The sequence below is a fragment of the Neomoorella stamsii genome, assembly GCF_002995805.1.
GTDB lineage: Bacteria > Bacillota > DSM-521 > Neomoorellales > Neomoorellaceae > Neomoorella > Neomoorella stamsii.
Genome location: NZ_PVXL01000020.1, coordinates 1 through 13,296, shown reverse-complemented (window position 1 = coordinate 13,296; position 13,296 = coordinate 1). Strand labels below are relative to the sequence as shown.

Below are 13,296 nucleotides of genomic sequence, written 5' to 3'. Positions count from 1 at the left end.
CTGTTGATTATCATCAGGTTCTTAATCAATGGAGCCAGAAAGCATTACGTAGTTGTTGCTAGTACCTTCCAAGTTCAGAAATGGAATAAATTCCTAATTTGGTAATCTTGCCTCGCGAAATGTAGGTTTATAGTAAAGTTTACATTCGTAAGGGCCTCAGTTTTGATGGTTCGGCCGCCAACATCTTCGACCAAGTAGTTTTTTTCCAAATTGCGGACTTCAAGCTTGACTCTCTTTGCACTCCCATTGGTTCCACTCATAAGCTCCACCTCCAGAACAACTCAGTCACTCATCCTACCGGAGTACGCCCCATCGCTCTACTGTAAATACCTCGATAGAGCGGAACACCACTCTCTCGATTAGTAGGCCCAGCAAGGCAATAGAAAGTACGCCCGCCAGCATTAATTCACTATCGAAAAATTCCTGGGCAGAGTAAACGCGGTAACCCAGACCGGCACCAATGCCGGAAAGCATTTCCCCTGCCACCAAAACCCTCCAGGCCCGGGCGAAACCTAACCGGTACCCGGTAACAATTGTTGGAAGAGCTGCGGGAATAAGGATTCTTCTGAACAGGCTGAACCCTTTTTCTCCCATGGTTTCCGCCGCGTTAATCAGTACCTCGGGAATAGTTTTTACCCCTGTCCAGACGTTAAACACCACTGTCACTCCGCACTCCAGTACCAGCACTGCCAGAATGGAGGTTTCAGTCAAACCTAGCCACAGGACTGCAATAGGAAAGATAGCTACTCCAGGAATTGATATAATAAACTGCAGAACAGGAATTATCCACCTCTCCACAGTCCTGTTAAAGCCAACTATTAACCCCAGGAAAGTACCTGCCACAATTCCTAGTCCACCGCCTATAAAAACCCGGTACATTGAGTAGGCTACATCCGAGAAATAATTACCTAAAAAGATTTGTTCGACAATAGTTTTAACTATTGTAGTAAACTTGGGGAAGAGTGAAGGATGGACTATTCTCATACTGGCAACTATTTCCCAAATAATTAAAAGTATTAGTATAGGTACGGTGTTGTATAATACGCTCCGACCATAGTATTGTAATTTAACTTTGATAGGAATTTTTCCTCCATTATTGGATGGCAGTTTGTTGTTTTTCATCATTGTTATGGTTGTTGAACCCATGCCTAAGCTCCTTTCAGGTTCTCGAAATGACCAGGAAGGGGGGTGGTAGAACGGAATGTGTTATTCCTGTTCGCCACCCACCGGTCGTTGTTAACCATCCCTATTTCTTATTTCTTACGAAACTGAGCTTCTGCCTTCTCCGCAAAAGTGTTGTTTACATGGGCCTTAATCTTTTCGAGAGAAGGAGGAGCGTTCTTTGTGATACCAAAATCGTAGAAAATCCTGGCGCTCTCATAAGCGTCTTTAATATCTTCATCATCAAAGGTAGATTCCGTATAATAGGTAGTCTCTACCATGTTTTTAACAGCTTCTCTAGAGACGTTCAGGCCTACTTGGTTAACAAAGGCTGCTCTTAAAATGTCGATAGCCTCTTCGCGGTTATGATGAATAAAATCAAGAGACTTAACCCAGGCGTTCAAGAATTTTTGCACCATTTCTGGCCGTTTCTTAATGGTTTCTTCTAAAGTTAGAAGCGGGAACGCATAGGTAGCCTTTACCGGCTCAGCAAGGTCTTTTGGAGTCAGTAAAACTTTGCCAACACCTTTTTCAATAATTTGCGTAGCAAAGGGGTCCCACGGAACACCGGCAGCAACCTGTTTGGCTTCAAAGGCCGCCGGAATCAGTTCTGTATCCATCTCCCGGATCTTAAAATCTTTGGGGCTCAAACCTTTAGATTCTAAATACCGCAAGAAGACGCTAGAAGTACCGGAGCCCATCTGCACAGCTATGTCTTTACCTTTTAAGTCTTCAATCGATTTGGCATTGGAATCGGGTGGTACGATGACGTATCCTTGGAAGCCTTTGGTTGTAACACCCACGGCAATGATGGGCAAGTCTTTATTGACGGCGTCGAGGAAACGGGCAAAAGACCCGACAGCAAAATCAGCCGACTTACCTATCAAGCCAGATACTGTCATGCCGCCGCTGGACAGCGGCATAGCGTTAACATTAAGCCCTTCCTCTGCGAAAAAGCCCTTTTCTAAACCTACTATTGTGGTTAGTGAGAAAACACTATCACTGTAAAGTACGCGGACGGTTTCATTCTTTTTGGATTGGGACTGTTCTGCCTGGGTAGATTGGCTTGAAGTTTCCTTCTTCTCTTGGTTCTTTTCCTGGCTACCCCCACATGCAGTGACTATAAAGGCTAATCCAATAAGCAAACCAATTAACCAAGCCTTTGTAAGTTTCAATTTTCTAACCCCCCTTTGTAAATTTGATTGTCATGCCGCCAACTTTTACTTCTTACAATTCTCCTTATTTCCCTTAAAAACACCTCCTTTCCTATTTACATAAACTACTAACCATATCCGCCAGTTCTTCCAGGCTGTTTGCTACCCGGACGCCGGCGGCAGCGAGGACTGCTGCTTTGGTATCCGCCCGGCCAGTCTGGCCTTCAATGATGGCCCCAGCGTGACCCATCTGTTTTCCCGGCGGGGCTGTCTGCCCGGCAATATAGGCAAAGACAGGCTTGGGGTAGCTGCTGCTGTGTAAATATTCCGCCGCCCGTTCTTCCTTATTGCCGCCAATCTCGCCGATCATTATTACTGCTTCCGTTTCAGGATCGGCCGCGAAAAGGGGCAGCAAATCAACAAAATCAGTACCCACTACCGGATCGCCGCCAATCCCTACCACTGTTGAAAGACCCCGGCCGCGGTACATCAAGTTGGAGGCCGTTTCATGGCTCAAGGTGCCGCTCCTGGACATCATGCCAATATGGCCGGGCGGGTAGAGAAAGGAAGCCATAATTCCCAGCTTGCTTTTGCCCGGGCTGATAATGCCAATAGTATTGGGGCCGACCAGCCTGACACCCCGCTGCCGCGCCAGAGCGCGTAAATACATGGTATCATGCACCGGTACGTGTTCGGTAATGATTACTATTATAGGAATATCATTTTCTATAGCCTCAACAGCGGCATCTTTAACAGCTCGAGGCGGTACCAGGATCATACTGGCGTCAAGGTGGCCTGCAATCTCCCGTGCCTCCTTCACCGTATCAAATACCGGAATGCCATGTACTTCTTCACCGCCCCGTCCTGGTGTAACCCCGGCTACGATCCTGGTGCCATATTCTTTTATTAACCGGGCGTGATAGGCTCCCTGGTTGCCGGTAATGCCCTGGATTATAACCCGGCTATCAGCCTCAAGCAGGATAGCCATCTGCCCGCCCCCCTTCGTCAACCGCCAGCTGCAATAACAGTTTTTGCACCGCCTCTGCCGTTGTACCGGTTTTGATTACGGTTACTCCGTACTTTTCCAATAAGGACCAGCCTTCTTCCTGGGAATGACCGCGCATCTTAACTACCAGCGGCACCTGTAGTACGGCAGGTAACTTATCCAGCAGGGCGGTAATGCCCTGGGCCACCGTATAGCAATTATTAATTCCACCATAAACGTTGACAATAATACCCTTGATACCTGCCGTTTTTAATGTAATCTCCATGGCTGCCATCATTTGTTCAGCAGTAATACCCCCGCCGAGGTCTAGGAAACTGGCCGGCCTTCCCCCCAGGCGAATTACGGTATCCATGGTTGCCAGGCAAAGGCCGGCGCCGCCGGCGATAATCCCTATTTCCCCGGCCGTATCCAGGCGCACGTAACCGAGATTGTACTTTTGGGCTTCAAGCTGGCAGGGATCATCGGGCACCATTAACCAGGAGGCTAGTTCCGGGTGGCGGTCCCAGGCAGCATCATCAATTATTACTTTGGCGTCAGCCGCCACCAGGCGACCGTCCCGGCACCAGACCGCCGGGTTCACCTCCACCGTCAGAGCATCCAGCCGGTAAAATAATTGTGCCATCCTCCAGAGCATATCCCTTACCTGGAGCAACTTTTTTCCCATTAATCCTGCCTTGCGACCCAGTTCCGCAAAAAGGTAAAGAGGTGGCAGTGTTGTTTCCGGCAAAACCAGCCTGGCCAGAGCTTCTGGTTCCCTCCTGGCTACCTCCTCGATATCCATACCGCCCTGGGTAGAGAGAAGCATTACCGGATACCCGTGCCCGTAATCCAGGCTTATTCCCAGGTAAAATTCTTGCTCGATATTCAGCACTTCTTCTACAAGTAATTGCCTTACTGTTTCACCCCTGTATGTCAGGCCCAGCATTTCTCCTGCAACTTTAGCAGCTTCTTCCGGAAAGGAAGAAATCTTTACCAGACCAGCCTTCCCCCGCCCTCCGGCACGTACCTGAGCCTTAATTACAACCCTGCCGCCTAGACGGGCAGCAGCCTCCCGGGCTGCTGCCGGCGTTGTTATCACTTCCCCTCGTGGTATTGCCAGGCCCTGCTGGTTGAAGAGCTCCTTACCCTGGTATTCATAAAGATACAATCTTTATTTCCTCCCTGGATGTTCAATATATTGCCTCATTATTTTCTCGCTACATAATTTCACCATTAGAATCCGCCCTGACCCAGAACGTCATTAACTACCTGTTCAAATTCCTCCTGTGTCAGAATACCTTTTTTGGCAATCCCTAGTTCCTTAACCCGCTGGACAATAGCTTCAATTTCTTCTTCAGTTGCCCTGCGACCCATTTCCTCCAGTTTTACCCTTACAGACCCTTTACCGGTCTTTTTGCCCATAACGATTTCCATCTTTTTACCTACCGTCTCAGGTAAGAAGGGGAAAATGGCCAGAGGTGACTTCTGCAGGACCTCCATTCCCAGGCCAATTTCCCGGGTAAAAGGTAAAGAGCCAACCACCGGTTTGTTACCGGCCAGGGGCTGTCCGGCCATCTCGGCCACCCGCATTGAGATGGCTGCCAGTTTGCTCAAGTCTACTTTTAGCCGGTAACCATATAAAGCTGCCAGGCATAGGAGGACTTCTTCCAGTGCCGTGTTCCCAGCCCGCTCACCCAGGCCATTGATACAACCGTGGACCACCTCGGCCCCGGCTTCCACTGCCGCCAGGGTTGTTGCCGTTCCCAGGCCAAGATCATTGTGGGTATGCACTTCTAACGGAACGGAAACCATTTTTTTGATTTCGCGGACCAAGTAGCCCATGGCCGCGGGTGTTGCCGTGCCGGTTGTATCAACAACGGCGATACTGTCCGGCGTAGCTTTACGCATTACTTCGGCAAACAAACGCTTGAGAAAATCCATTCTGGCACGTGTGGTATCGAAGGGAAAGAAGGTTACATAAAGACCACGGTCATGGGCATAGTTGATAGCCGTAACGCTTTTAGCAATTATCTCGTCTTCCGTCCAGTTAAACTGGTATTTTAATTTGGGATAACCTGTCGGCACTTCCAGTATAATTCCCCAGACACCACAAGCGACAGCCCGGTCAATATCGGCAGGCATGGCCCGGGAAAAGGCCATAATCTTTGCCTTTAAACCGGCCCGGGCAATTTCCCCGATGGCTTCGGCATCCTCAGCCGAGACTGCTGGCATGCCGGCTTCTATACGATCTACGCCCAGTTCATCCAGCATGCGGGCGATAGCTACCTTTTCTTCCATCCGGAAGACTACTCCCGGCGTTTGTTCGCCGTCGCGCAAGGTAGCATCGTGGACAATAATTTTCTCCGGCAACTGTTGCTGTTCCCGTACCGCTGGTGCAAAATTATATTCACTTACCCACCACTTATCCTGGTGCCACGGTTCCTGCATTAGTTAATCCTCCTTAACTTACCTTTACTTCGTATAAAGGCGGTTTTCCGGTCAAAACATTAACAATCGTTTGCGCTACCACCTCGCTGGTCAAAGCCATAGATCCGTAGGTATAACCGCCCATATGCGGCGTGACTATTACATTATCCAGTTTCAACAGGGCGGAATCCAGCGGAGGTTCCACCTGAAAAACATCCAGGGCCGCCCCGGCAATTTTTTTCTGTTGCAGCACTTCATACAGGGCCGCTTCATCAACCAGTTCACCCCGGCTGGTATTTATTAAAAAGGAGGTGGTTTTCATTCGGGCCAGTTCCCGTGCGCCGATAAGCTTCCGAGTACTTTCTGTCAAAGGTAAATGAAGGGTAATAAAATCTGCTGTAGCCAGGATTTCTTCTAAACTTGCCGGCCGCACGCCGTGCTCTTTTTCAAATTCAGGATCATGCATCATATCATAACCCAGGATATTCATTTGAAAGCCCTGGACTCGTCTAGCAACCCCGCGCCCTATCTGGCCCAGGCCCACAATTCCCAAAGTCTTACCGTAAATATCAAAGCCCATGACCGGTCCCCATAAACCCTGGCGCGTCTGCTGGTCAGCTATAACAATCTGCCGGGCAGCAGCAATCATAAGGCCTATGGTCAAGTCGGCTACCGCACTGGCGTTGGTTCCGGGCGCATTGGCTACGATAATCCCCCGCCGGGCCGCTGCTTCCAAATCGATACTATCGATACCGGTACCATGTTTAACGATTACCTTCAGTTTTGGAGCCTGTTCCAGATCTGTGGCTAGAACTTTATTAGTACCTACAACCCAGGCATCTGCCTCAGGCAATATTTCCTTGAAATCATCACGTCGTCGCATTTCATCAGGGGGGATCATTACCAGACGACAGTGATACTCTTCCAGTATTTGCTTAGCCCTGCTGGAATACCTGGTAAAAGTAGGCGAGGTAGAAAGTACAATATAAGGGCTCAAGACCCTCTCCCCTTTACTTACTTTCTTCACCCGGCTGTGGTACCCCGGTTTCCCCGCCGGGGCAATAGCTATCCCTGGCGCGGGAAATTATCTTCTTCCCGCGCCCGGGATAACAGGGGTTATTAGGTGGCCTTTTTATGGCCACCTGCCTGGTTTAACTGCGAGTTAACTGTTTAATATGTCCTCAATCTCCACTGCTTTTCCTGTTTTAGAAGATTCCACCGCCGCCAGGACTACAGCAATGTTGTGAATGGCCTGGGCGGCATCAATCTCCGGAGCCGCTTTTAGACCGCGAATAGAATCGGCAAAGTCTTCAAATTGCTCTCGGAACATATCGCCGCGTTTCAGGGTGACGGGTACATCGTGTAAGAAGCGGTTATCAGGGTCATCGCCCTTGCTGGTAAACTCCCTCAAGATGAGCTTGCTATGATCATCAACTACATCAGCCTTACTCCACCAGCCGAAATCCAGGTCGTAGAAGAGAGTGGCTTTCGTTGCATAAACGTTCATAAAGAATACGCCTGGGGAAGCCCAGTTGGCACCAATATAAGCTAACTTACCACTGGCAAACTCGCAGATGGTCATGGTGGCCGTATCCTGATCTACCGGCGTATACATGGATTTCATAAAGGAGAAAACCCGGACTACAGGACCCAGCAGGTATTGCAGGCTGTCGACATGGTGAACAGCAAGCTGGGTTAAGGGGCCACCTGGCGCCATCAACCTGTCACCACGCCAGTTGCCGGGTTGCAATTCCAGGCCCCGTTCGTTGGAAAAGTTGGTTTCAATCATGGATACTTCCCCGATGCGACCGCTGTCCATCAGTTCTTTAATTTTACGTACCCCGGCCAGGCGCCTGGCGCTGTGGCCAACGGTAAAGACGACGCCAGCGTCGCGGACGGCTTTTTCAATGCGCCGGGCGTGATCGAGGCTAACGGCGATGGGCTTATCAACATAAACATGTTTGCCCGCAGCTGCTGCAGCTTCAATTACCGGCGCGTGCTGGTCATTGGGGGTGGTGACAATAACCCCTTCAATATCATCACGTTTCAATAATGACTCCAGGTTATCTTCTATCTCGCAGTTGTGTTTGGCGGCAAAGGCCTCCCGTTTGCCCACACTCCGGGAATAACAGGCGACTATCTTTAATTTCTCGCTGCGTTCAATGGCATTAGCCATGATGTTGGCCCAGCGCCCGAGGCCAATTGACGCCACCCTTACTGGTTCGTAGGACATTGTTTAACCCCTCTCTTTCAGATATTTATTTTAAAGAAAAAATCTAAGGAACCTCCACCGCTGCCGCCGGGAAAAAACAGAGCAAACGCAAATCCCCAACACCTGGATTTATAATCCGGTGCCTGGCTTTTATTGGTATAACAATAAGATCGCCCGGCGTTATGTCAATTTCTTCACCATCAACCCAGGCCTTACCCTCACCCTGAAGTACATAGATTACTTCTTCAACATCTTCATGAACATGGGGCTGCCTTGCCCCACCCTGGTCTTCGGAATAGATCTCGACAAGGCGACAGGTAACACCCGCAGCCCCGGTAGTTTTTGCCGAGACCAGTTCCGCCACCCTTCGCCCCGTTGCCGGTTGAAAAGCGGCCAGTTTGATGTTAACCCTGGTAATCACTTGATCCCGTCCTTCCCGGTTACGTATCAAGACGTTCAAAAACTTCTTGCACCGCCTGCACGATCTCTATGCTTACGCGTTCTACCAGTTCCTGCGCTTTTTTTTCATTGACAATGCTCAGGTCGCCGTACCAGCCAGTGGGCGCTATCTGCCGGATGTCCGCAAGCAGGGGGTAAACCGACCTTGAACGGCGCAGGGCGTCCATTTCTCTGGCTGCCTGGTAAGAGGAGGGGTTGGTAGCCCGCTCCAGTCTTACCAGTTCAGGCCGGTAAGCCAGTACCGGGAGGGCTTCTAAAGCCCCGGCGTGAGTTAATTCGGCTTCCTCCTGGTAAAGCTGAGCAGCAATATAACAGGCCTGGGCCACCACACAACGGACATCATACTGTTGCTGTAGCTGGGAGGCAGCATAATTAATGGCTGCGGTATTACCTTCATGCCAGTTCAAGATAAGAATGCGTTTCGCTCCGTGTTTGATTACGCTGGCAGCGACATCCATCAAAAGGTTTATATATGTTTCCTGCCGCAGAGTTAAAGTGCCGGCAAAGGAGGCATGAAAGGGAGTAACACCAGCATGGCTAAAAGGAACCAGAAGGCCATCGAGCCCTGCAGCTACCCGCCTGGCAATAACCATAATGGCATAGTGGTCCGTACCGCAGGGCAGGTGAGGACCATGTTGCTCCACGCTACCGGCAGGGATAATTGCCAGGCGAGAACGTTTAAGGATTGCTTCGGCCTCCGGTTGGGTTATTTCCAGAAGGTAATGGTTTTCTTCCTGGCGTGTCAATTGCTTCACCCCGATAATTGATCATCTATGATATATGATATATTCTACGTTAATTTTGATATTCCTGCTTTGGTCGTCAATTTTTTTTATTTATTTTTCGGAAGCAAAATTTTATTGACTAGCTTATCCTGAAAATTGTTTAACCTTTTTCCCTTTGGTAACCGCTGGGATCCCATGATGCTCTCAAAAGCAAATTGCTATTCTACCGTTTCTCTGCTAAAATGAGGCTGAAAGTTTCTGGAATAGCAGGTGCAAAGTAAGGTCATGATAGCGAAAGCAACATTAACGAAAAAATAAAACCCGTTTTACAAAAGTACGGGGTTGATGTGGCCTACCTTAGAAACTTTTAAGGGCACTCTTGATTAATGTTGGCCTGGAGCGAGCGATCAAACTGGCGCCAAAGGGAAAATGGGAAGCAGCCCTACGGGAGATGACCCGTCATGCCCGGTAGCATTGCCGTCTGGCTGGCGTCGGCTGTCATAGTCTGCCTGGCCGCCGCTTTACAGGGAATAACCGGCTTCGGTTTTGCCATGATTTCAGTACCCCTTTTGCTCCTGATCTACGACCCCCATACCGCTGTGGGTATTAATATCATTATTTCCTTCGTTTCCCTCTCTCTGTTGACTTTGCGCGTCCGTAAGGCTGTTTTACGACCGGTGGTGAAAAACCTTTTCCTGGGCAGCATCCTAGGGATTCCCCTGGGGGCTTACGTTTTCCTGCATTTTGACGTACAGCAGCTCAAGCTTATCATCGGTATTGTCACCGCCCTGTGCAGCCTGCTGCTCTTGAGCGGCATGACGGTGAAAAATGCTGCCGGTTGCTTCTGGGAAAGGATTGCGGGCAGCATCTCCGGTTTCCTGACGGGGAGCATCGGTATGCCTGGACCGCCAATTATCCTTTTCCTGAGCAACCAGCAGCTACCCAAAGACCGCTTCCGGGCCACAACGGCCGCCTACTTTACCCTGGTCTACCCGTCCAGCCTGCTTCTTTTAACCCTCCTGGGGGCCATCGACGGTCACATCACCCTGACGGCCGTCTCTTTGATCCCCTTTGCCATCCTGGGCGGCCAAGTGGGTTGCCGCCTGTTTTCCCTGGTGCCTCAGGCGCAATTCCAGCGCAGCGTTCCCCTACTGGTCCTGGGAACGGCTATCTACATCGTGATAACTACGCTGCCATGAAGTCTGGTGCAATGTAACTCTTGATTTTTCCCAAAAACCTTCGGGGGAACCAGGGTCAATGATATATACTCACTCTCTTCTTGGCGAAGTCAATCTATCGTTATCCCTGGGCAGGTGCTTAATCACCTATTATCTCATACACCAACGGTTGGGGGGCCGGCGGCTCTGCTGCCAGGGTATAAGCTGCCAGGAATCTCTCCCTGGCCGCCTCCAGGTTGGTCCGGTCATTAACATGGAAGACGGCCAGGGGTTCGCCAGCATGGATGTATTCACCCCGGCGTTTTTTGAGCTCAATACCAACGGCCAGGTCAATAGGGCTTTCCTTGGTGACCCGCCCGGCTCCCAGGAGCATGGCCGCCTCGCCTACCAGGCGGGCCTGGACGGTGCAGATGTAACCGCTGGCCGGTGCAGCTACCGTCACCTGATCGGCCGCGCCGGGCAGGAGTTCCGGCCGGTCCACCACTGCCGGGTCTCCTCCCTGGGCGGCGATAAACTGCCGGAATTTTTTTAGCCCCTGGCCTCCGGCCAGCAAGGTTTCCAGGCGCCGGCGGCCTTCCTGGCTGCTCCCGGCGGCACCGGCGAGCAAAAGCATCTGGCTGCCCAGGGTCAGGCAGATTTCACGCAGTTCCCGCGGCCCGCCGCCGGATAATACGGCAATAGCTTCTCTTACTTCCAGGGCATTGCCTACCATCATCCCCAGGGGCTCATCCATATTGGTAATTACGGCTACCGTCCGCCGGCCCATCTCCCTGCCCAGGTCCACCATGATCCGAGCCAGCTTCCGGGCTGATTCCAGATCAGGCATAAAGGCGCCGCTGCCGACTTTGACATCGAGAACTATAGCATCAGCGCCGGCGGCGATTTTTTTGCTCATGACGCTGCTGGCGATGAGGGGGATGCTTTCCACCGTGGCCGTAACATCCCGCAGGGCATAGAGCTTGCCGTCAGCAGGGGCCAGTTTGCCCGTCTGAGCCGTGATGGCCAGCCCGATCTCCTTTACCTGCCGGACCATCTCCTCCTGGGATAGCTGCACCCGGAAGCGAGGAATGGACTCCAGCTTATCAATGGTGCCGCCGGTATGGCCCAGGCCGCGGCCGGACATCTTGACCACTGGTACCCCGGCGGCCGCTACCAGGGGCGCCAGGACCAGGGTGGTTGTATCGGCCACGCCGCCGGTGCTGTGCTTGTCGACCTTGACACCTGGGATGGATCTCCAGTCGACCTGCTCCCCCGAGGCCACCATGGCCCGGGTGAGGGCCGCCGTCTCTTCTCGGTCCAGGCCGCGGAAATAGACGGCCATAAGGAAGGCCGCCATCTGGTAGTCTGGGATTGTCCCGGCCGTATAACCCTGAATCATGGCCTCAATTTCCGCCGGCACCAGGGCCTGGCCCTCCCGCTTGCGGCGGATTAAGTCGAGCATCTGCATAATTATGTAAACCTCCCGCTAACAATCGATTTTTTCTCACCAGCCGGCAACGAAAAAGCCCCTGATAAACTGCTGGTGGCCCGCCAGGTGGAAATGCTAGGAAAAAATACTCCTTGCAAGCATTATACCTAGCCGGCTTATCCGGGGCAAGAGTGCCTCCTGCATCTAAAACTAAAGGTCATATCCCCAGGTATAACCTGGAAGATATGACCTTTTTGTTACCTGTTCTGGTCCCACCCAAGATTAAATGCCTTTTTATTAACCTCCAAAAACCGATCTGGCACCGAGGCCGCCAGGGCCTCTTCCCAGGCCTCCCGGCTGATGGGCAGCTGCCTGGCCAGGGCCCCCATGAGGACCATATTGACGGCCTTGACGTTTCCGGCCCGGCGGGCCAGTTCCAGGGCGTCGATAACCAGCACATTTTTAACCAGCGTTTCCATCTCAGCCACCAGGCCGGCCGGGTAAGCCGCCGCCCCGGTAAGAACGGGTAAAGGCGGGAGTTCCTGGTCATTGACTATAAGTTGCCCGCCGGCTTTCAGGTAGGGTAGCCAGCGCCGGGCCTCCAGCTTTTCAAAGGCCACCAGGAAGTCAGCCGTGCCGGGAGCCATAACAGGGGAATATACCCGGGGGCCAAAACGGACCTGGGTCACCACACTGCCGCCCCGCTGGGCCATGCCGTGGATGTCGGAAACCTTGACCTCGCCCCCTAAGGAGGTAGCCGCCCGGGACAGGACGCGGCCGGCAAGGATCGTCCCCTGGCCGCCGACGCCGACCAGCAAGACATTAACCACGCCATTATTCATTGCCTTCACCTGCTTTCCGTTATAGCCTCTGCCGGGCAAACCTGGGTGCAGAGGCCGCAACCGTTGCATTGGACCCGGTCAATGATTGCCTGCTCTCCGTTGAAGGAAAGGGCCGGGCAGCCCAGTTCCAGGCAGTAACGGCAGCCCAGGCAGTTTTCCGTATCCACTATATAGACGGCTTCTTTCTCCTTATTTAAAAGGGCGCAGGGACGGCGGGCGATAATTACCGAAGGTCCGGCTGCTGCCGTCTCTTCGCGGATAGCCCTTTCCACCGCCTCCAGGTTGTAGCTATCGACCACCTGCACCCGCCGCACCCCCAGGGCCCGGGCGATTTGCTCCAGATCGGCTTTGGGGGCCGGTCGTTGGGTGGCAGTATAACCGGTACCGGGGTGATCCTGGTGCCCGGTCATGGCCGTGGTGCCATTGTCTAAAATAATCAAGGTGCCATTGCTACCGTTATAAACCATGTCCAGGAGGCCGGTCATCCCTGAGTGGAGGAAGGTGGAATCGCCGATAACCCCTACCACCCGGCGGGCAAACTCCGTTCCCCGGGCCTTTTCCATGCCCATGGCCACCCCCAGGCTGGCCCCCATGCAGATACAGGTATCCATGGCCTGCAGGGGCGGGGTGGCCCCCAGGGTATAGCAGCCGATGTCACCGGCGACCACCAGCTGAAGCTTTTTCAGGACGTAAAAGACGCCGCGGTGGGGGCACCCCGCCCCTGCAGGCCATGGATACCTGTATC

General features: G+C 52.2%; 13 protein-coding genes. 1 reads left to right on the top strand and 12 read right to left on the bottom strand.

All coding sequences use genetic code 11. The features are described from left to right. Positions 1–294: 294 nt before the first annotated feature. The 9 genes from MOST_RS02180 to MOST_RS02140 form a co-directional block, all read right to left on the bottom strand. Positions 295–1,146 (bottom strand): ABC transporter permease, encoded by an 852-nt coding sequence (locus MOST_RS02180; RefSeq protein ID WP_054936050.1) that lies wholly within the window; start codon positions 1,144–1,146, stop codon positions 295–297. A 107-nt stretch (positions 1,147–1,253) separates the two neighbouring features. Then, the gene (locus tag MOST_RS02175) at positions 1,254–2,336 is read right to left on the bottom strand and encodes an ABC transporter substrate-binding protein (RefSeq protein ID WP_054936049.1); all 1,083 of its coding nucleotides are present in this window, start codon (positions 2,334–2,336) and stop codon (positions 1,254–1,256) included. Positions 2,337–2,427: 91 nt separating this feature from the next. After that, positions 2,428–3,303 carry a succinate--CoA ligase subunit alpha gene (sucD, locus tag MOST_RS02170; protein ID WP_054936048.1) on the bottom strand — a complete coding sequence of 292 codons (876 nt, stop codon included), beginning with the start codon at positions 3,301–3,303 and terminating at the stop codon, positions 2,428–2,430. Further along, positions 3,287–4,468 carry a succinate--CoA ligase subunit beta gene (locus tag MOST_RS02165; protein ID WP_054936047.1) on the bottom strand — a complete coding sequence of 394 codons (1,182 nt, stop codon included), beginning with the start codon at positions 4,466–4,468 and terminating at the stop codon, positions 3,287–3,289. The genes sucD and MOST_RS02165 overlap by 17 nt, the downstream gene beginning before the upstream one ends. A gap of 65 nt (positions 4,469–4,533) precedes the next feature. Next, positions 4,534–5,748, bottom strand: a complete 1,215-nt coding sequence (locus MOST_RS02160; protein ID WP_054936046.1) for a LeuA family protein — start codon at positions 5,746–5,748, stop codon at positions 4,534–4,536. A gap of 13 nt (positions 5,749–5,761) precedes the next feature. Then, a complete protein-coding gene (locus MOST_RS02155; RefSeq protein ID WP_054936045.1) occupies positions 5,762–6,724 on the bottom strand; it encodes a phosphoglycerate dehydrogenase in 963 nt (320 codons plus the stop codon). A gap of 165 nt (positions 6,725–6,889) precedes the next feature. Beyond that, positions 6,890–7,960 carry a Gfo/Idh/MocA family protein gene (locus MOST_RS02150; protein WP_054936044.1) on the bottom strand — a complete coding sequence of 357 codons (1,071 nt, stop codon included), beginning with the start codon at positions 7,958–7,960 and terminating at the stop codon, positions 6,890–6,892. A gap of 43 nt (positions 7,961–8,003) precedes the next feature. After that, positions 8,004–8,399 carry a cupin domain-containing protein gene (locus tag MOST_RS02145; RefSeq protein ID WP_208974807.1) on the bottom strand — a complete coding sequence of 132 codons (396 nt, stop codon included), beginning with the start codon at positions 8,397–8,399 and terminating at the stop codon, positions 8,004–8,006. Then, positions 8,380–9,144, bottom strand: coding sequence for a creatininase family protein (locus tag MOST_RS02140; protein ID WP_054936042.1), 765 nt, complete (start codon positions 9,142–9,144; stop codon positions 8,380–8,382). The genes MOST_RS02145 and MOST_RS02140 overlap by 20 nt, the downstream gene beginning before the upstream one ends. Positions 9,145–9,584: 440 nt before the next feature. Between MOST_RS02140 and MOST_RS02135 the strand changes: the two genes are divergently transcribed. Continuing rightward, entirely contained in the window at positions 9,585–10,322 is a 738-nt protein-coding gene (locus tag MOST_RS02135; RefSeq protein WP_054936041.1) for a sulfite exporter TauE/SafE family protein, read from the top strand. A 118-nt stretch (positions 10,323–10,440) separates the two neighbouring features. Here MOST_RS02135 and MOST_RS02130 read toward each other — a convergent pair whose 3' ends face one another. From MOST_RS02130 to MOST_RS02120, 3 genes are all read right to left on the bottom strand, one after another. After that, entirely contained in the window at positions 10,441–11,748 is a 1,308-nt protein-coding gene (locus MOST_RS02130) for a pyrimidine-nucleoside phosphorylase (protein WP_054936040.1), read from the bottom strand. A gap of 218 nt (positions 11,749–11,966) precedes the next feature. Further along, complete coding sequence (locus tag MOST_RS02125) at positions 11,967–12,551, bottom strand: indolepyruvate oxidoreductase subunit beta (RefSeq protein WP_054936039.1); 585 nt, start codon at positions 12,549–12,551, stop codon at positions 11,967–11,969. Positions 12,552–12,556: 5 nt separating this feature from the next. Then, positions 12,557–13,296 (bottom strand): thiamine pyrophosphate-dependent enzyme (locus tag MOST_RS02120; protein WP_170067045.1); only part of this gene is annotated, 740 nt, incomplete at its 5' end.